Here is a 19,374-nt window from a genome sequence, read left to right as displayed (position 1 = left end):
TATTCTCTGTTAATGTATGAAAACTGCAAGTTAATGAATTCAGCTTAGCTAGAATTTTATTCAACACTTGCACTATTTTGTCATATTAGATATTCACAGGGGAAAACAATGAAATTACTAAAAACAGTTATTTCCACTACAATTTTAGTTTCTTGCGGTGCGATGGCATCGATGACGGGTTCTGAAGTTTTAAAAGTACAGGATGGAGGAACACCGAATAAAGCTTACACTTCAAACAAACCGACAATTAAAGTTGCAACCTATAACATTGGTAAAAATGAGTTGGCATCAGATGTCAGTAATCTCGATGGATTGAATAAGGCGATTGCGAAAATAGATGCTGATGTGATTGTTTTAACAGAAATTGATAATAAAACAGCCCGCAGTAAAAAAGTTCACCAGTTAGAAGAAATAGCGAAAGCCAATAAGATGGATTTTGCTTTTGGTAAGGCATTGGATTTTGATGGTGGAGAATATGGTGTAGGAATTTTATCAAAATATAAAATCGATAAATCTAAAGTAGTTAATTTACCTTCGGGTGATGCTGAACAACGTGTTGTATTAATATCCCAGATATCAAAACCAGGTTTTGATGCGCCAATTATAGTGATGGGAACGCACCTTGATTGGCAGAAAGATCCAACCATTCGCATTGGACAGGTTCGCCATATTTTAGATGCAAGTATTGGGGATACGGATACGGGATTTGATAATATTGCGGCATCAATAAAAATATTAGCAGGGGATTTTAATTCAACAGTGAATGAACAGCCTATCCAAGAAATTCGTTATATGTGGAACCCAGTTGAATTTAAAGGTATTGATTACCGTAGCTGGCCAGCGGTAAACCCAGCGATAGATATTGACCATATTTTTACATTTAAAGGCCAAGTTTGGGATGTGAAAAATATGGAAATCCCAACAGATAGCAAAGAGTTTCAATGGTCAAGTGTTAGCGACCACCTACCTATAATTGCTGAATTAGAGCTACAAGAGCAATAGAAGTTTAACAGAAAAATTATCGATAAAAGGCCTCATTTAGTTTGTAGGCCTTTTCAACTGTAAATGCTAACTTAATTGGCTAGCAATTTTTTCCTTTCAATATACCGTTTTTCGGCTACTTCCAAATAAGACTCAACTGTTGAGTATATTTGCTGACTCTGTTCGGCTAATTGTTGCGATGCATCTAATGTTGCATCTGTCTGCTGCTTAAATACGGTAAGAAAATCTTGAATGCTATCGAAATGGCCTGCGACGTTAGCATAGTAAAATTGGTATACATAAGACTCCTGAGAGTGGCTTAGCTCTGTGTTGTTTTTGATGTTATTAGTTGCAAGTAATAGTAATTGAATATTTGTCATGGTTTACCCTTTTCTTTGGAAAACAATGCTACATGAGATAAAAAAAATATTTTGTCAAATTTGGCCGGATAATTTTATGTATTGGCTAAAAGAAGCAATTTTTACTAGGAATATTCTGTAATTTAGGTTGGTGGTATATATCAAAAATTGGATAAAAGAAGATATATCGAGAAGTTTAATAGTAAATTACTATATGGATATTGTTAAATATTCTTATGCATTTTGAGGTTGACTATTGATGTTAACTGTTTGGTATCATAACATTAACATTTCATTAATTAACTCTTTGTTTGTTTTTATCTTATTAATCAATTGGTTGTGCGTTATTGCGCTTAAGGTGGAAGCGATAACTCGGCTAATTTAGTTTGAAAAAAGAGATTAATGAACAATAGGTTAAAAATTAAGATGGCAAATGGCATGAATTAATGTATTTTTTATATCAAGTTGAATTTTAAATATTTTTTGTTTTTTAATGGTGAGATCTAGCAAGGATGGCTTATTTGAAAATAACGAATATATTATAATTTAATTTTAATTTACGCTTATATTGAGTTTAAATACTCACAAAGTGAGTTAATTAACATTTAGACATGGCTATTATTAAATTGAATTGTTTTATTACATATTTGGGTTTATTTTTGTTAAGCTATGATGAACAATTAAGGCTTATTATTGTTTCTGTGTTTTGGTAAATGAAACTTCTCTAGTTAAAAAAATACAAATTGAAACAGTTAATGTTTCAAGTACTATTTATATTCTTAGTTTAATACTGGTATACTTACTCATGTGATGTGTAAAATAAAGTATAAATACGAACAGACTTTATAAATTTAATTGTGTTTATTTGCGCTGTTTGTGATGGTTATCGGAGATAGTAATTAGAAAAAACAAGCTATCTAATAAGGTATTCTTATATAGATAAGGCTGGATATTATTAAAATAATTATTATTTACTTACAATTGGCTAATGATAACTACTTAAGTGTATTTTTGGGCGGGGTGATTAGGTCATCCAGGTCAATTGGCTTGTTATTGAATAAATGAGAGCTTAAGAATATGAATATTATAAAGTTGCTCACAATTTTATTGTTAACTGGGGGCTCTTTTATTTTAGGGGTGACATTGAACTATTCCCCTACACCTGATCTTGTGAAAATGGCAAAAAGTAGTGTTGAAGACTATTTATCTTTCCCTGAATCCGCTTCATTTAAAAATGTGAAATATAATTTTATTCGCCAAACTGCGGATAAGGGTGATTTAGGCTACGTTTGTGGTGAAGTGTTTCGGGTTAAGAATGCAAGATTAGAAGGGTATAAAAAATTCATTGTGAAAGCCTATAGTGATAAACAAGGGAAGGTATCCTTGTCAATTCCTATGGTTGAGGGAGATTACGATTTAATGCCAAAAGAAATGGTTGATTCGTTATGGGCAAGATATTGTTTTTAAAACTGAGTGATAGCGTATGCCTTTTATTAAATTAAACGCAATAGGTAATACGAATCCTAAATAAAGAAAGCCGTAAGCCGGCTTTCTTTAGTATAAATATGACTCAACGTCATATTAGCGTGATTAGCCTTTTAATTCTCTAGCACATTGCTGTAAATGCAAGAAAGAGGTAAATCTTGTATCGTGGCGTGCTTTATAAGCTTCATTGGCTTGGTAGGTGAGGTCAATTGCACTAAATTGGTCCATGGCTTGTGCAACATCGTCACAGACTTTTCCTGCAACTGCACCGAGGATAGCTGAACCGAGTAAAACAGGCTCACTGGCTTGTGTTGAAATCACAGGGACACCGCACGCATCCGCAAGTAATTGGCGGATCAACGGGTGTTGGCCAGCACCTCCACTGACGACAATATTTTCAATAACTGCACCGGATTTTGCTTGTGCTTCAATGATTTGTCGTAACCCATAGCCAATGCCACACACACCAGCAACATAGAAAGAAAGTAAATTTTCCATGCTGTTATCCATGGTTAAGCCAGCAATGACGGCTCTGGCATGAGGGTCAGCAAAAGGTGCTCGATTTCCTAAAAACTCAGGGACAACATGTATTTTTTCAGCTAGCTCAACAGACTGCGATGGTGACGATGCTTTTTCTAATACTAAATCCGCTAACATAACAGGCAAGGGTTTACCTTGTTCTTTTGCAGTGAGTTTTGCTTGTGCTGAAGCGGGGTGCAAGGAAAGTAACTGGTCAATTGCAGCACCTGCCGCACTTTGGCCACCTTCATTTAGCCACATACCTGGCACCATTGCACTGAAATAAGGCCCCCATACACCGGGTATAAATACGGGTTCTTTGGTGGTCGTCATCGTGCATGAAGATGTACCAAATACGTAGGCCATATTAGCGGTTGCATCGCCATTAACACCAACGGTACCAATACCGCCAGCATGAGCATCTATCATACCTGCGGCGACAGGAGTTCCTGCTAGTAAGCCCATTTGCTGAGCTGCGGTTTCCGTCAAGCCTTCACCACAAGGCGTTCCTGGCTCGACAATAAGCTGCCCAATACGCGCGAAATTTTCATCTGCGAGTTCAGATAACCCAATTTGTTGAAAGTAATCTGCATCCCAGCGCTTTTCATGGGCTAGATATGTCCACTTACAGGTTACCGTACAGGTTGAACGAGCCAAAGAATTAGTCGATTTCCAAGTTAAAAAATCGGCTAAATCAAAAAATTGCCATGCATTATCATAGGATTGACGTAGATTTTCTTTTAGCCATAAAATCTTAGGTGTTTCCATTTCAGGCGAAATTTTACCGCCAACATAGTTTAAAACCGGATGTTTTAATTGATTAATACGTTCAGCTTGCTCTGTCGCGCGGTGATCCATCCACACAATAATATTGCGCTCAGGGTCATTCGATGGGCTAACTGTAATTGGTTGTGTATCTGTTCCGATGACAACTAGTGAACAGGTTGCATCAAAACCAATACCAGTCACTTGTTGTGGTTTTGCTTTTGATGATGCCATTGCGTGTTTGACACAATAACAAACCGCTTCCCAAATTTCGTTACTTGATTGCTCCGCGAAATTGGCGTTGTCACGAAATAGTGTAATATCATGTTTGGCAGACGCTAACATATTGCCAGACATATCAAAGACACCTGCGCGTGCACTACCTGTGCCAACATCGATACCAATAACGACTTTATCGTTATCTTTTAATGGTGCATGTGAATTATTCATTTTCCCTCCAAGGTGCTAACTGCAATGAATTGCGAGATGACAAGTTAGAGATCAACACTGTTAGGCACAATAACAAGGTCACGAATAGTGACATTACGTGGGCGAGTTAACATAAATAATACCGCTTCAGCCACTTCAATTGGTTGCATTAAGCTACCATTTGCTAAGGCTTCTTCCATTTTTTCTTTTGGCCAATCATCAAGTAAGGCAGTAACCACAGGGCCGGGTAATACCGCACCAACACGCACACCATGCTCAGAGACTTGACGGCGTGTTGAATGGACGAAGGCTTGAACAGCAAATTTTGATGCGGTGTAAATCGGTTCCCAAATCACAGGAACAACACCTGCAATTGAACTGGTGAATAACACATCGCCTGATTTTTGAGCAATAAAATGAGGTAATACCGCGCGAACACAACGGAAAGCTGCATTAATATTTAAATTTAAAACTTTATCCCATACATCAGGGTCACCTTCAGCAACGGGGCCGCCAATATAGGCACCAGCGTTAGCATGGAAAATGTCTAAACCGCCTGCTTTTTGTAAAATGGCATCTAACATTCCATCAACTTGTTCCGGTTTCATTAAATCGATAACTAATGGAATTGCATTTTCACCTAATTCTTCAACAAGTTGGTTTAATCGCTCTTCTGCGCGGTCAATTAGAACGACTTTTGCACCTGCTTTGATCAGTGTGCGTGCACATTCAAGCCCAATACCTGAGGCAGCTCCGGTAATTGCTGCGACTTTGTTTTCAATAGAAATGGCCATAATTTACTCCAATCGGATATTTTAGCGAAATGTAAGAATGAAAAGCGCCTGAAATTAATGAAACAGCAATGAGTCACGGGGATGGATAGGTGGCTACATGCGATGGGTTGATAGTATTTATTTTGCAGTATATCAACTCATGCATCATCAATTTCAATATTGCTCAATCGATGTAGCAGTATTGCGACTTTTCGACTTTGGTGTCAAGCTAGTAAAAAATGGAGATGAGAATCTGTGACAAAGATCAGACAAAATAAGAAAACAACGATCTATGACCTTGCCGAATTAGCAGGGGTTTCAGCGAGTGCAGTGAGTGCAATACTCAATGGTAATTGGCAAAAAAGGCGAATTAGCGCACAACTTGCTGAAAAAGTGATCCGCATCGCCGAAGAACAAAATTATGCAGTCAATAAGCAAGCCAGCTTATTGCGCAGTAATAAATCCAAAATAATCGGTATGTTAGTTCCGAAGTATGACAACCGCTATTTTGGTTCTATTGTCGAACATTTTGAGGAAATGGCGCGTGAAAGAGGGTTATTTCCTATCATTACCTGCACGCGGCGTGACCCTGAATTAGAAATAGAAGCCGCACGTGCAATGATTTCTTATCAGGTTGATTGGTTGGTTTCAACAGGGGCAACCAATCCGGATAAAATCACTGAAATTTGCCAAGCTTCCGGTGTCTCAACCTTGAATTTAGACTTACCAGGCTTGTTGGCGCCTTCTGTTATTTCAGACAACTATCTTGGTGCAAAAAATTTAACACAACGTATTTTAAGCAAAAATAAATCTCAGACATCAACACATGAAGCTTTAATTTTTATTGGTGGTCGTGAACATGACCACAATACACGAGAACGTATTCGTGGGTTTATTGATGCACATAATGAAAAAGGTATCACAGTTCCACAAGAAAATATCTTGGCCTGCGGTTATGCTCCCGAAAAAGCGGAAAAAGCACTTTCACGATTTTTTGAACAGAATAATGAAGATCCACAGAAAATAGTGAAATGTGGTTTATTTATTAATTCAACTATTTCATTAGAAGGGGTTATTGATTGGTTAGGTAAAAAAGGCTATATCGGTTCGCGTCAACCTCATTTAGGCTGTTTTGACTGGGACCCTTTTGTTGCACTATTAGGTAATGACATCGAAATGGTTAAACAGGATGTGCCAACGATGCTAAATCATATTTTTAAGTTGATAGATAATGAAAATAGCAAAGCACAGTTAATTGAAGTATTACCTGTGGGCGTGGTTAAAGAGTGATGTTAAGTAAGTGCCGCTTATCGTTGATGATAAATAAGCGGCGGAAGGTTATTATTTATTCAGTGTGGTAACCAATAATTGATGGCGTTGGTTATAGAATTTTGTATAAGTCATATACCCAGCCAGTATGGTTGAAAGGCTTGCGGTACCTAACAGCATAAAAGTCACCATAATCTGGTATTTAACTGCTTGTAACGGGTCAACTCCAGCAAAAATCAGGCCAGACATCATACCCGGTAAGCTGACAATTCCTACTGTTTTGGCTGAATCCACCGTTGGGATTAATGATGCTCGGATACTGTCGCGAATAATAGCAGCAGAAGCAATTTTTGGGGTTGCCCCTAAACTTAACATTTCTTGAATTTGTTGTTGTTGGCTTGAAAACCGTTGGCCGAGGTTATTAAAGCATAATCCTACTGCAATCATGGCATTACCTGCAATCATTCCAGTGATAGGAATTACCTGCATGGGTGTAAATGCGATGGCGTTAGTTAATATTAAGATTAACAATGTAAGAAATGTACCAGAGGTAATGGCAATTAATGCGGTAACATAAATTTTATCAATATATTTGCTTCTTTTCTTAGCGTTCCAGGCGGCATTGACGCAAATAAACATCACCAAGGCAATCGTGAGCAATTCGTGATCAACATTAAAAATATATTTTAGAATGTAGCCAGCGATCAATAGTTGAATAATCGCTCGGCAAGTACTCCAGATAATATCTTTTTCAAGGGACAGTTTTTCTTTATGACTAATAAAAATAGCCACAAGGACTAACAGGATAGAAAAGGTTAATGATTCATTGGAAATAGTTGGTTGATGCACAGTGATATCCTATGATTCGTTGTGATGAACAGGAAGGGTAATAACTTCATTGGTATGAGCGATTTCATCTTGATCATGGGTTACCCATAACACGCCTATTTTTTTGTCACTCGTTAAATGATGGATAAATTCATTCACTATAATTTTGTTTTCTTCATCTAGGGCACTGGTGATTTCATCTAACAGTAAGACTTGTGGAAGAAATTGTAAGTTTCTAATAAGAGAAATACGCTGTTTTTCTCCACCGGAGAGTTCGTTGATCCCTTTATCTAAAATAGATTCATGCAGAGAAAATTGATGCAAATCACTGATGACTTTCTCTTTATTAAGCGGCAATTTTCGAATTTGATAGGGAAAAACGAGGTTGTCATACACGGTTTGTCCAAATAAGGTGGGCGTTTGAGTGCAGTATGAAACTTGCTGCCGATAAGTTTCTGGTGAGATGGTATTGATATCTTTCCCTTGAAACTGAATAGTTCCTTGAGTTGGTGAAATTAACGAGGCGATTATTTTTAATAAAGTACTTTTACCGCAGCCAGAAGGTCCTGTAATCAGTTTGAAGTCACCTGCCTGTAAGTTAATCTGCACATTATCAAGAATTGTTTTTTCCTCAATGCTATACCCAATGTTATTAAGTTGTAGTAGTAAGTTACTTTCTTCCATATTATCAATAACCTATAAATTAAATGTGCAGTATTTAGTGTGAATGATATTCATTTCAATATCTTACTCAATAACCCAGTGCTGATATTGTTTAATATCAATTTAGATATAACTAATATTATGCGCCAATTAACCGAAAATTTATAGGGGAATGAAAAAATGTATTTTTACGGAGCAGTTACAACATAGAGGGGTTTTTAGAAGATTTTTACAGTTAAAGATAAAGTACAAATATTCATTTAGATTATTATTTTGAACATATGCCCATTCGGAATTTAGTGAGGTATTTAATTTGAGAGATATCTCTTTTTTTTACATGAATAATATAGAACTTAATCGGCAATAATATTATATTAATAATACCAAGTAATTTAATCTTCGTTTAATATTTTGCTGTCTGTCTAAGACAGCACTATATTTATTTCATCTATATATTCAATATCACATCATGATGTTAAGGAATTAAAATGAAAAAATTTAGTGGCTATAACACCAACTTTTCACTTGATGGTAAGGTCGCTTTAATTACCGGGGGAGCAGCAGGTATTGGGTTGGCGATTGCTCAACTGTATGTTGAAAAAGGGGCTAAAGTTGCCCTAATCGATAAGTCAGATAACGTAATAACGACTGCAGAGAAATTAGGCAATTCAATTGGTATTCAATGTGATATCACAAATTCTACGGCGGTTTCTCAGATGGTAGAACATGTCATTGAGCATTATGGTCGGCTAGATATTGTCGTCAATAGTGCTGGAATTGTAGCACTGGCTCCCGCTGAAAATTTAAGTGAATCCGATTGGGACTTAACCATGAACGTGAACTTAAAAGGGACTTTTTTGGTTTGCCAAGCTGCGGGTAATGTTATGATTAATAATGGAAAAGGAAAAATTATTAATATGGCATCTCAAGCGGGGTGATTGCCTTAGACCAGCATGCGGCCTATTGTGCGAGTAAAGCGGCAATTATTGGTTTAACCCAAGTATTAGCACTGGAGTGGAGCCCGAAAGGCATACAAACTAACGCCATTTCACCAACCATTGTCATGACAGAATTAGGTAAAAAAGCGTGGGAAGGTGAAAAAGGAGATGAAATGAAAGGAAAAATCCCTGCAAGGCGCTTTGCCGAACCTTCTGAAATTGCGGCATGTGCGCTATTTTTGGCCAGCGATGCATCTGATATGATTACAGGTCATAATTTAGTGATTGATGGTGGCTACAGTATCCAATAATGATATTAAATCAATAATAAAAAAAGCGAGTATAATTAGATATTCGCTTTTTTATTTTGCATGATTTTATTTAAATAAAAAATAAGCCAAATAACATAGGTATTATTTGGCTTGTAATAGGGAATTACAAAGTAGGATAACAGATATTAATTATTGCTATATCAATTAATCATTAGGTTTTAATAATGAAAGCGACATAGTAATAAGTTTTTCTACGGTGAAACCGAAATGTTTAAATAATTGGTCCGCAGGAGCAGACTCACCAAAGCTATTCATACCCATAACTAACCCATCAATTCCTACGTATTTACGCCAGTAATCACTAATACTGGCTTCTATCGCAATGCGATGGCGAATGTGATTGGGTAAAACACGCTGCTGGTATTCTAAGGGTTGTTGGTCGAAGGTATCTGTTGATGGCATCGAAATGACATTCACATTAAAACCTTGTTCTGTCAGTTGTTTCCATGCTTCAACCGCTAACGTGACTTCAGAGCCTGTCGCAATTAATAGTAATTCAGGGGCTTCACTATTACTGCGTAAAATATATCCGCCTCGAGCGATATTGGTGAGCTGTTCGGGAGTGCGCGAATACTGTATTAGGTTTTGACGGGATAACACAAGTGCTGTTGGGTTCTGTTGATGAATGATAGCCTGCTTCCAAGCCACGGCGGTTTCTACTTGGCAACAAGGGCGCCATACTGACAAATTAGGTGTTGCACGTAGTGACACAAGTTGCTCAACAGGTTGATGTGTTGGGCCATCTTCACCTAAGCCAATTGAATCATGGGTATAAATAAGCACTTGCGGTAATTTCATTAATGAGGCCATTCTCACGGCATTTTGTGCATATTCCGAGAACATCAAAAAGGTTGCCGTGTAAGGGCGGAAACCGCCGTGTAATGCAATCCCATTTGCGATGGCGGTCATACCGAATTCTCTGACACCATAATGAATATAGTTGCCAGCAGGTTGTTTATTAATCGGCAGTGAACCAGACCAATAGGTAAGGTTGCTTGGGGCTAAGTCTGCGGAACCCCCGATTAACTCAGGTAAAATAGGGCCAATAATATTTAAGGTATTTTGTGATGCTTTACGTGTAGCTATCGTTGCAGGGTTATCATTTAATTTTTGAATAAAATTATCAATGATATCTGTAAATTTTTCAGGGAGTTGATTAGATAATCGTTGAGTTAGCTGCTCAGCGAGTTCTGGGTATTGTTTTGTGTATTCTCGTAATGCTTGTTCCCAACGTAATTGTTGCTCAGCACCACGTTCTAGGGCATTCCAAGGTTCATATATGTCATCAGGGATCACAAAAGGAGGGTACTCCCAACCCAGTTGTTGGCGAGTCAGAGCTATTTCATCTTGTCCGAGTGGCGCGCCATGAGAATCCGCTGTACCTGCTTTATTAGGAGAACCGTAACCAATTGTGGTTCTACACATAATGAGTGTTGGTTTCGTAGTTTGTTGGTGAGCTTGTTCAATGGCCGCTTTGATTGCGGGTCTAGAATGGCCATCGACTTGGCGAATAACATGCCAACCATAGGCTTCAAAACGCTTTGCTGTATTATCAGTAAACCAACCTTGCGTGTTACCATCAATAGAAATGCGGTTGTCATCATAAAATGCAATGAGCTTATTGAGTTTTAACGTTCCCGCTAATGAGCACACTTCATGGGAAATCCCTTCCATTAAACAGCCATCACCTAAAAATGTGTAGGTATAGTGGTCGACAACGGGGAAACCAGAGCGATTAAATGTAGCTGCTAGGGTTTTTTCTGCGATTGCCATACCAACCGCATTGGCGATGCCTTGCCCCAGCGGGCCTGTTGTGGTTTCAACACCGGGGGTATAGCCTAATTCGGGGTGACCCGGTGTTTTGGAATGGAGTTGTCGGAATTGTTTTAAATCATCAATGGATAACTCATAGCCTGTTAAATGAAGCAAGCTATAGAGCAGCATTGAGGCATGGCCGTTTGATAATACAAAGCGGTCACGGTTAGGCCAATGCGGGTCCGCGGGGTTGTGCTGTAAATAATCTCGCCAAAGAACTTCAGCAATATCAGCCATTCCCATTGGGGCTCCGGGGTGGCCTGAATTAGCTTGTTGTACGGCATCTATTGAAAGAAATCGAATGGCATTGGCTAATTTATTTTGTGGTTGAGTGGACATTACAAAGCTCCCAAAGTAAAAGCGCCTAAAGTAAAACTAACGTTCCCCATTTTCATACTCACTGATTCGAGCCACTTTTGGTGCCGAACGTCCTCCTTCATAATGGGAAGCCAGCCATGTATCAATAATGCTTTTTGCTAATTCAGGGCCAATTACTCGTGCACCAAAGGTAATAATTTGTGCGTCATTACTTTTTTGAGCTCGTTCAGCGGAGTATGTGTCATGGCACAGTGCTGCACGAATTCCCGTGACTTTATTGGCAACAATGGACATACCAATTCCGGTACCACAAATTAAAATACCGCGCTGGTGCTTGCCTTGTACGATCGCAGTGGCAACCGCATGGGCAACATCAGGGTACATTTCGTCTGCAACCCCAGTGTTTAAACAGTAATCAGTCACTTCAATGTTTAGTTCTGCTAAGTGAGCTTTAATCAAATCTTTCATTTCAAATGCAGCGTCATCCGCGCCAATAGCAATAGATAGCATGATAGAGATCCTTATTGTTGAACAAAAGTTCATAAACCAATCAAATGTACTATTTAGAAAATAGGATCTTATGAACAAATAATCAATAGTTGAACATATGTTTTTATTTTTATGATGATGAATTCTGTGATCTACAGCTTTAAATTTAATTTTTTTTGCAAAAAAGGTAAAAAACAGTCGTTTTAAGGCGATTTTATGAGAATTTTTGCACTGAATCACACTTTGACACTCTCACTATGGGCAAGGATGAAGAAAAGAAGGTATGGTTAATTTGTATCTTCATTGAACTTATGTTCATTTTACAAACCGCCGAGGATAGAACTATGTGTGAACACTGTGATTCAAAAGCAACGATGAGCGCAGGCATTCCAGAAAAAATGAAAGCCGTGGTTGCTTATGCACCAAAAGACTACCGTTTAGAAACTGTCGATGTCCCTAAAATTAGTGAAGAAGAAATTTTGGTTCGCGTAGAGGCTTGTGGCATCTGTGCGGGTGATGTGAAAGCTTTTGAGGGTGCCCCTAGTTTTTGGGGAGATGCAGAACAGCCCGCTTATATCAAGGCGCCAATGATCCCTGGGCACGAATTTATTGGCCATGTCGTAGGCTTTGGGTCAAAAGTGGAAGGTTTTGCATTAGGTGATCGTGTTATTTCTGAACAAATCGTACCTTGTTGGGAATGCCGTTTCTGTAAACGCGGCGAATACTGGATGTGTGAAAAACATGACTTGTATGGCTTCCAAAACAATGTAAATGGCGGTATGGCGCAATATATGAAATTCACCAAAGAAGCCATCAACTACCATGTGCCTGTCGAGATGCCAATTGAAGACGCTATTTTGATTGAACCTTACGCCTGTTCTTTACATGCCGTGCAGCGTGCCAATGTCAAATTGGGGGATGTCGTTGTGCTTTCTGGCGCAGGAACATTAGGCCTAGGCATGATTGGGGCAATTAAAAAATCCGGTGCTGGTAAGTTAGTCGTTCTGGATTTATTTGATAAACGCCTTGAATTAGCGAAAGAATTTGGTGCTGATATCGTATTAAACCCGAAACGTGATGATGTCGACAAAATTGTCAAAGAGATGACTGAAGGTTATGGCTGTGACATTTACATTGAAGCAACGGGGGCGCCTAAATCGGTTGAGCAAGGCCTGAAGATGATCCGTAAATTGGGGACTTTTGTCGAGTTTTCTGTATTTAAAGACCCAGTGACAGTGGACTGGAGCATTATCAGTGACCGTAAAGAACTGGATTTATTAGGTTCTCACCTTGGCCCATATTGTTATCCACTAGTGATTGAAGGTATTGGCAATGGTGATTTCCCAACCAAAGGCGTGGTGACGGATATTTTACCTTTAGATAAGTTTGCGGAAGGTTTTTCAATGATGGCGAAAGGCGACCCGCACATTAAAGTGGTTCTCGACCCGAACCTGTAGAGCTGTCGTGGGTTGAAAAAAAGACGAAATTAAAAATATAACGATAAAAATTGGACCTGAATAAATGTCACCCTACCAAGGCTTGTTATTCAGGTCCTAACCCAGCGAATAAGCACTGAGGTCAACAATATGATAATCAATAAACTGTCTAAAGTAACGGGGTTTTCACCAAAGTTACTACTTGGCTATTTTGGCGTCCTGATCTTTATGATGGGGGAAGGCCTAGAACAAGGCTGGCTGTCACCTTTTATAATTAGCCGTGGAATGAGTATTGAAGAATCTTCATTACTATTTAGTGTGTATGGTTTTTTTGCTGCTGTGGCCGCGTGGTTATCCGGCGTATTAGCTGAAATTTATACCGCTCGTCGTGTGATGATTTTTGGTTTTGTGATGTTTGTGATTGGCTCGGTTATTTTCTTATCTGTTGGCTTACCGAGTAACAGCCTGTCTATCATGATCCCGACCTATGCACTGCGTGGTTTTGGTTATCCCATGTTTGCCTACGGCTTCTTAGTTTGGGTAGCCTATGAGGCACCAATTAAAAAATTGGGCTCTGCTGTCGGGATCTTCTGGTTCGTTTATAGCGGCGGGCTGGGTGTTTTAGGGGTGATGTATTCGAGTTATGCGCTGCCAGTGTTAGGTGAAATGGCAACGTTATGGAGTGGACTGATTTTTGTCACTATAGGGGCATTTATTGCTATTGCACTTAACCGCAACAAAGCGGGAGATACACCAGAGGCACCGAAAGAAAAAGTATCGCTCAGCTATGTATTCAAAGGGATCACTATTGCGTTTGAGAACCCAAAAATTGGTTTAGGTGGCATTGTTCGTACCATTAATACCTCGGCAGCATATGGTTTTGTGATCTTTATGCCAATGTTTCTTGCTGACTTTGGTTTTTCCCGCACAGAGTGGTTACATATCTACGCAGCACTTTGGACAGTGAACATTGCTTTTAATCTGATCTTTGGTGTTGTCAGTGACCGCATCGGTTGGCGCAATATTGTAATTTGGTTTGGTTGTGTCGGCTGTATGGTTTGTACCTTAATGTTTTACTACGTGCCTTATTATTTTGGGCACAGTTATACCCTGATGATGATAGCCGCTGGCTTATTTGGTGCGTGCCTCGCAGGATACGTACCACTTTCAGCCATCATGCCGAGTTTAGCGCCTGAAAATAAAGGCGCTGCCATGTCAGTCCTTAATTTAGGCGCCGGTTTAAGTACGTTTGTCGGGCCTGCACTTGTTGGGCTCTTTATTAGTAGCGTAGGTGCGTTTGGCGTGATTTGGATTTTCTCGGGGCTCTATTTATTTAGTGCGATATTGATGAAATTTATTACTGTGCCGGAAGAATTACTTGAACAGTCGGCAAAGATGCAGCTAACACCAGAAAATAAGTAAAAGAGGGAATTATGAACAGAATCATTAATGAACCTGATCTTGTTGTTGAAGATGCAATTCAAGGCTATTTGAAAGCGCACCCTGAATATTTTGCACAAACAGATAACGCGCGGGTTCTAAAATACCCAAAAGCACCAATACAAGGGAAAGTGGGCATTGTCACTGGTGGTGGTTCAGGTCATGAACCTGCGTTTTTAGGCTACGTAGGTGAAAATATGCTAGATGCGGTGGCGATTGGCGAAATTTTCTCCTCGCCAACGGCTGGGGCATTTTTAGATGCGTTCAAAGCCGCAGACAGTGGGGCAGGCGTTGCTTGCTTATATGGTAATTACGCGGGCGATAACATGAACGTTAAGATGGCGATGAAAAAAGCCGAAAAAGCGGGTATGCAAGTCAAAACCGTGGTCGCTACCGATGACGTCGCTTCAGCACCTGCCAGTGAAAAAGAAAAGCGTCGCGGCGTTGCGGGTGAAATTCTTATGTGGAAAGTGGGTTCTGCCGCAGCAAGTAAAGGCTATGATTTAGACGGTGTGATTAATGCGGCACAAAAAGCGATTAATAACTGCCACTCTATTGGTGTTGGGCTAACGTCTTGTACCATACCTGCGGTGGGTCATCCCAATTTTCATATTGAAGATGGGATGATGGAGCTCGGTATTGGTCATCATGGTGAACCAGGCATTGAAATTATGCCAATTCAATCCGCAGCGCAAATGGCAAAAACCATGTTAACGCCAATTTTAGATGATATGCAGGCAAAGCAAGGTGATGAAGTTGTCGTATTAGTTTCAGGGTTAGGTGCCACTCCCGTGATGGAGCTGTACATCTACTATGCAGAGGTTGAAAAACAACTCAGTGAGAAAGGTGTGCGTATTGTTCGTAACTATGTTGGTAACTACTTTACCTCATTAGAAATGATGGGGGTAACACTGACATTAATGAAAGTGGATGATGAATTGAAAACGTTGATGGATGTTCCTGCGTATTCATTGGGTTTAACACAGGTCAAATAAGGAGACAACTATGCAAGTTATTTCAACGGGCAACGGTAAGGAAATTACCCTTGATTTAGTGAACATTATTGTTTCTAACCGTGAATATCTAAGCGAAATTGATGGTGCAATAGGGGATGGAGACCATGGCATCAATATGGCGAAAGGCTTCAACTTATGTGCTAAAGCAATTGCAGACCGTGAATTATCACTCAGTGAAGGGTTTGAAGAAATTTCTGATGCGTTGATGGAAGGCATTGGTGGTTCAATGGGGCCACTTTATGGCAGCTTCTTTATGGGGATGTCAGACAGCATTTCAGGGAAAAATGCGTTATCACAACAAGATTTCCTCGCTATGTTAAAAAATGGGTTATCTGAACTGCAAGATATCAGTAGCGCGACAGTGGGGGACAAGTGCTTAATGGATACATTGATCCCCGCAGTTAATGCTTTTGAAGAGGCAACAAAAGCAGGAAAAAACTTTAAACAAGCGCTTGATGCGATGCAGGCCGCCGCCGTTGCAGGCCGTGATTCCACGGTAGATTTAGTGGCTAAAATTGGCCGTGCAAGCCGCCTTGGTGAGCGTTCAAGGGGCGTGTTAGATGCAGGCGCGACTTCTTGTTGTTTATTATTATGTCAATTAGCGCAAAGTGTTGAAAAACAGAGCGCATTAACCAATGCATAATTGTTTTATATAACTCTTTTCGTGGATATATAGACAAAAACTATTGCTATATATCCACTCTCTTTTATAACTCACTTATTAATTGCCACTAGAAACGCTATACTAAAACCTTATCATCCTTGTTGCGATTAACACCAATAAAGAGGAAACCACTATCTTATGGATAGATCACAAACATCTTCCGAAATCGAGCTACTGACTGAAATTGCGATAGCTTATTATCGTGATGAAATTACTCAGGAAGAGATCGCCAATAAGTTTGGTATATCGCGAATTAAGGTAGGGCGCTTACTTAAGCGAGCAAAAGAAGAAGGGATTGTTGAGATCAATGTTCGCTATCACCCTATTTTTAGCACTCAGCTAGAGCAACAGCTACTTTCTCGCTTCCCGATTTCCCGTGCGTTAATTGCCCTCGACCATCCCGATGAAGAAGAACAACGCTACCAAGTTGGCACATTAGTCGCTAATTATTTATCAACAACATTACGAGACAACATGATAGTCACGGTCGGCCAAGGCCGCAATGTTGCGGTAGTGGCTGATAGCGGTGGGGCAGTTCCTGAAAAAGATTGCCGTTTTATTTGCGGAATTGGCGGAACCCACCGGCCGGGAGATTCCATCAATGCGGACCATATCAGCCGCCGCTTAGCGAAGAAATTTGGTGGAACCAGTGAAACTTTATACGCGCCTGCCTATGTTGAAAATAATGAATTAAAACAATCATTTATGAAAAACGGCACCATTAAGGAAACGCTCGATCGCGCCCGTAAAGCGGATATAGCCCTAATTGGTATTGGCGATATGAATGAAGACAGCTATATGGTCAAACTAGGTTGGTTTACACCGCGTGAAATTGTTGATGCGAGTTTAAATCAAGGGGTAATTGGCGATATTGCCGGTTATGATTTTTTTAATGCGCAAGGGCAGCATGTTGATACAGTGATGAATGACAGAGTGATTGGCCTAAGCATAGACGAACTCAAGAAAATCCCTTGTGTAATAGCGATTGCTTCCGAATCCTCTAAGGCTATGGCCATTATGGGGGCACTGCGTACGGGAGCGATTGATATTATCGCAACGAGTGCGAGTAATGTGCGGACGATTTTGAAGATGTCCCAATAGCTCGTCATACTTCAAGCTGTCGCGTTGTTGACTACGCTCATTCGCATTAGTCACATACTTGTGTATGCTCCTAACGACTCATTCACTTGTGTAATTAGAATCATTCATGCCATCTATTATAAAATGGGTTTACATAACCTAATGAGTTACCTTATTATTTTAAAATATATATGGGAGATGGCATTCCTCCTTTTTACAAAACCGCCCGTAGAGGGCTAATGATGCCTACGTTAACCTATTGATTAGATAGGGTACGTAGGTATTATGTGCCCTAATTTAGGGCATAAATGATCTATACTCGTCATACTTCGAGTATAACTGGGGGACTTTCCTTTCATTTATCCCGCCAAACATTAAAGGAAGTTTCTATGTATGCCTCATTATTTGCAATAGCGATTGGTTCAGTGCTTGGCGGATGGCTAAGATGGTTTGTTAGCTTAAGACTCAATCACCTTTACCCAAACATTCCACTAGGCACTGTCGCGGTCAATTTGCTTGGTGGCTTTGTCATTGGCTTTGCCATTTCGTATTTTGCCAATGCAAATATTAGTCCTGCCTATAAATTATTCATTGTGACGGGTTTCTGTGGTGCATTTACCACCTTTTCGACCTTTTCACTCGAAGTGCTGGTGCTAATCCAAGAAGGTAAATTGGGCTTCGCCATTAGTACCATCGCCATCCACGTAATTGGGGCGTTGATTTTTACCTTACTCGGTATGCTGTGCCATAACTGGCTGACACAGGGATAATTTATTTATTTGCTAATAATTGATGTGCAGTGGCTTCATCGGTCACTAAGCCTGTTACCCAACTGCCATTCATAACAGCTTGAATTGCTTTTGTTTTGTGCGCGCCACCCGCAAATGCGATCACAGGCTTATTCGGGGAGGGGAACAGTGGTACACTGGTGTGAGTGTCATCCAAAGTTGTAGAAAGTCGCTCGCCATTAGCTTGGATAAAATGCCCCAATAACTCCGCGGCTACTCCTTTTTCTAATAGCATTTCCAATTGTTCATCTGTGACAAAACCTTCGGAATTGAGTGGACAGCCTTTGCCGACTTCACCAATACCAATAAAGGTAATATCTGCATTCAGGGCTTTTTCCGTGACTTCCTTATACACGCGATGTTGGCACCACATTGCTTTATCTTCTGGGCTATCGGCGTACAGTGGCGCAGGTAGAATATAGTGTCGGCATTGTAATTTTTCTGCAAAACGTAATGGAATATCATAGCGTGTTGCTGAGCTATCACGGGCAATAGCGCCTATTAATGAAACACATTGGTGCTGGGAGGTTTCTAGGTAAGGAAGGGCATCAATAATACTGCGTAATGTTCTACCTGAACCAATACCAATGACTTGAGGCTTATCGGGGTCGATTAATTGTTCCATGAGCTCAGCACCGGCCACTGAAATCATATCGAGCGTCGCTTCTGTATCAAGTTGCCCTGACGGGACAACAAAGCAATGTGTTAGGTGATACTTTTGCTGGATTTCATTAGCGAGTCTTAAACACTCCGTAATAGGGTGCGTGATTTGCACCTGAACCATACCTTGTTCTTTTGCTAGAGAAATAAGGCGTTGGGCGACTTGTCTCGATAGCCCAAGTTCATGTGCAATTTCCTGTTGTGTTTTGCCTGCCACAAAATATAGCCATGCCGCACGTGCAGCCTGTTCCATTTTTTTTAATTCTTTCTGCATGGACATTCTCCTGCTGGTTTCGCTTATTGTAATTCTGGGCAATTGTTTATTAA

The 19,374-nt window shown here is 39.9% G+C and carries 17 protein-coding genes, 1 pseudogene and 1 riboswitch; of the genes and pseudogenes, 10 read left to right on the top strand and 8 right to left on the bottom strand.

Annotation, left to right across the window (positions count from 1 at the left end; genetic code table 11):
• Positions 1-108: 108 nt before the first annotated feature.
• The gene (locus FVA69_RS12920; RefSeq protein ID WP_164528924.1) at positions 109-1,002 is read left to right on the top strand and encodes an endonuclease/exonuclease/phosphatase family protein; all 894 of its coding nucleotides are present in this window, start codon (positions 109-111) and stop codon (positions 1,000-1,002) included.
• Between the two features lie 71 nt (positions 1,003-1,073).
• On the opposite strand, the gene FVA69_RS12915 is transcribed toward FVA69_RS12920, so the two are convergent.
• On the bottom strand, positions 1,074-1,361 hold the full coding sequence (locus FVA69_RS12915; RefSeq protein ID WP_004910245.1) for a hypothetical protein: 288 nt from the start codon (positions 1,359-1,361) through the stop codon (positions 1,074-1,076).
• Positions 1,362-2,417: 1,056 nt separating this feature from the next.
• Here FVA69_RS12915 and FVA69_RS12910 point away from each other — a divergent pair.
• A complete protein-coding gene (locus tag FVA69_RS12910; RefSeq protein WP_004910246.1) occupies positions 2,418-2,807 on the top strand; it encodes a hypothetical protein in 390 nt (129 codons plus the stop codon).
• Positions 2,808-2,930: 123 nt separating this feature from the next.
• Here FVA69_RS12910 and FVA69_RS12905 read toward each other — a convergent pair whose 3' ends face one another.
• Positions 2,931-4,559: an FGGY-family carbohydrate kinase gene (locus FVA69_RS12905; RefSeq protein WP_123382041.1), complete on the bottom strand. Its 1,629-nt coding sequence runs from the start codon at positions 4,557-4,559 to the stop codon at positions 2,931-2,933.
• A gap of 44 nt (positions 4,560-4,603) precedes the next feature.
• Complete coding sequence (locus FVA69_RS12900) at positions 4,604-5,332, bottom strand: SDR family oxidoreductase (protein ID WP_004910250.1); 729 nt, start codon at positions 5,330-5,332, stop codon at positions 4,604-4,606.
• Between the two features lie 234 nt (positions 5,333-5,566).
• On the opposite strand from FVA69_RS12900, the gene FVA69_RS12895 reads away from it, so the two are divergent.
• Complete coding sequence (locus FVA69_RS12895; RefSeq protein WP_115167407.1) at positions 5,567-6,601, top strand: LacI family DNA-binding transcriptional regulator; 1,035 nt, start codon at positions 5,567-5,569, stop codon at positions 6,599-6,601.
• Positions 6,602-6,652: 51 nt separating this feature from the next.
• Here the strand turns inward: FVA69_RS12895 and fetB are convergent, their stop codons facing one another.
• Together fetB and fetA are read right to left on the bottom strand one after the other, a co-directional pair.
• On the bottom strand, positions 6,653-7,429 hold the full coding sequence (gene fetB / locus FVA69_RS12890) for an iron efflux ABC transporter permease subunit FetB (RefSeq protein ID WP_004910254.1): 777 nt from the start codon (positions 7,427-7,429) through the stop codon (positions 6,653-6,655).
• 9 nt (positions 7,430-7,438) lie between these two features.
• On the bottom strand, positions 7,439-8,092 hold the full coding sequence (gene fetA, locus FVA69_RS12885; RefSeq protein ID WP_004910255.1) for an iron efflux ABC transporter ATP-binding subunit FetA: 654 nt from the start codon (positions 8,090-8,092) through the stop codon (positions 7,439-7,441).
• Between the two features lie 467 nt (positions 8,093-8,559).
• On the opposite strand from fetA, the pseudogene FVA69_RS12880 reads away from it, so the two are divergent.
• Positions 8,560-9,320, top strand: a pseudogene (locus tag FVA69_RS12880) (SDR family oxidoreductase).
• A gap of 165 nt (positions 9,321-9,485) precedes the next feature.
• Here FVA69_RS12880 and tkt read toward each other — a convergent pair.
• Together tkt and rpiB are read right to left on the bottom strand one after the other, a co-directional pair.
• On the bottom strand, positions 9,486-11,495 hold the full coding sequence (gene tkt / locus FVA69_RS12875) for a transketolase (RefSeq protein WP_164528923.1): 2,010 nt from the start codon (positions 11,493-11,495) through the stop codon (positions 9,486-9,488).
• Between the two features lie 36 nt (positions 11,496-11,531).
• Entirely contained in the window at positions 11,532-11,984 is a 453-nt protein-coding gene (gene rpiB / locus FVA69_RS12870) for a ribose 5-phosphate isomerase B (RefSeq protein ID WP_109911228.1), read from the bottom strand.
• A 323-nt stretch (positions 11,985-12,307) separates the two neighbouring features.
• Here rpiB and FVA69_RS12865 point away from each other — a divergent pair, with 323 nt between their 5' ends.
• From FVA69_RS12865 to crcB, 6 genes are all read left to right on the top strand, one after another.
• Positions 12,308-13,420, top strand: a complete 1,113-nt coding sequence (locus FVA69_RS12865) for an MDR/zinc-dependent alcohol dehydrogenase-like family protein (protein ID WP_004910265.1) — start codon at positions 12,308-12,310, stop codon at positions 13,418-13,420.
• Between the two features lie 129 nt (positions 13,421-13,549).
• Positions 13,550-14,821: an MFS transporter gene (locus FVA69_RS12860; RefSeq protein ID WP_115167405.1), complete on the top strand. Its 1,272-nt coding sequence runs from the start codon at positions 13,550-13,552 to the stop codon at positions 14,819-14,821.
• An 11-nt stretch (positions 14,822-14,832) separates the two neighbouring features.
• A complete protein-coding gene (locus FVA69_RS12855; RefSeq protein ID WP_004910269.1) occupies positions 14,833-15,834 on the top strand; it encodes a dihydroxyacetone kinase subunit DhaK in 1,002 nt (333 codons plus the stop codon).
• A gap of 10 nt (positions 15,835-15,844) precedes the next feature.
• Positions 15,845-16,498, top strand: a complete 654-nt coding sequence (gene dhaL, locus FVA69_RS12850) for a dihydroxyacetone kinase subunit DhaL (protein WP_109911230.1) — start codon at positions 15,845-15,847, stop codon at positions 16,496-16,498.
• A 159-nt stretch (positions 16,499-16,657) separates the two neighbouring features.
• Positions 16,658-17,620 (top strand): sugar-binding transcriptional regulator, encoded by a 963-nt coding sequence (locus FVA69_RS12845; protein WP_004910275.1) that lies wholly within the window; start codon positions 16,658-16,660, stop codon positions 17,618-17,620.
• Positions 17,621-17,784: 164 nt separating this feature from the next.
• Positions 17,785-17,855: riboswitch (Fluoride riboswitch) on the top strand.
• A gap of 133 nt (positions 17,856-17,988) precedes the next feature.
• A complete protein-coding gene (gene crcB, locus FVA69_RS12840; RefSeq protein ID WP_004910278.1) occupies positions 17,989-18,369 on the top strand; it encodes a fluoride efflux transporter CrcB in 381 nt (126 codons plus the stop codon).
• A 1-nt stretch (position 18,370) separates the two neighbouring features.
• Here the strand turns inward: crcB and FVA69_RS12835 are convergent, their stop codons facing one another.
• Entirely contained in the window at positions 18,371-19,321 is a 951-nt protein-coding gene (locus FVA69_RS12835; protein ID WP_109911232.1) for a sugar-binding transcriptional regulator, read from the bottom strand.
• Positions 19,322-19,374: the final 53 nt, after the last annotated feature.

Origin of the sequence: Providencia sp. PROV004, from assembly GCF_011045615.1 — a bacterium.
In the GTDB taxonomy this organism is placed as follows: Bacteria; Pseudomonadota; Gammaproteobacteria; order Enterobacterales; family Enterobacteriaceae; genus Providencia; species Providencia rettgeri.
Note: the sequence above shows the minus strand (reverse complement) of the source record. Positions and strands in the feature narration are given on the sequence as shown.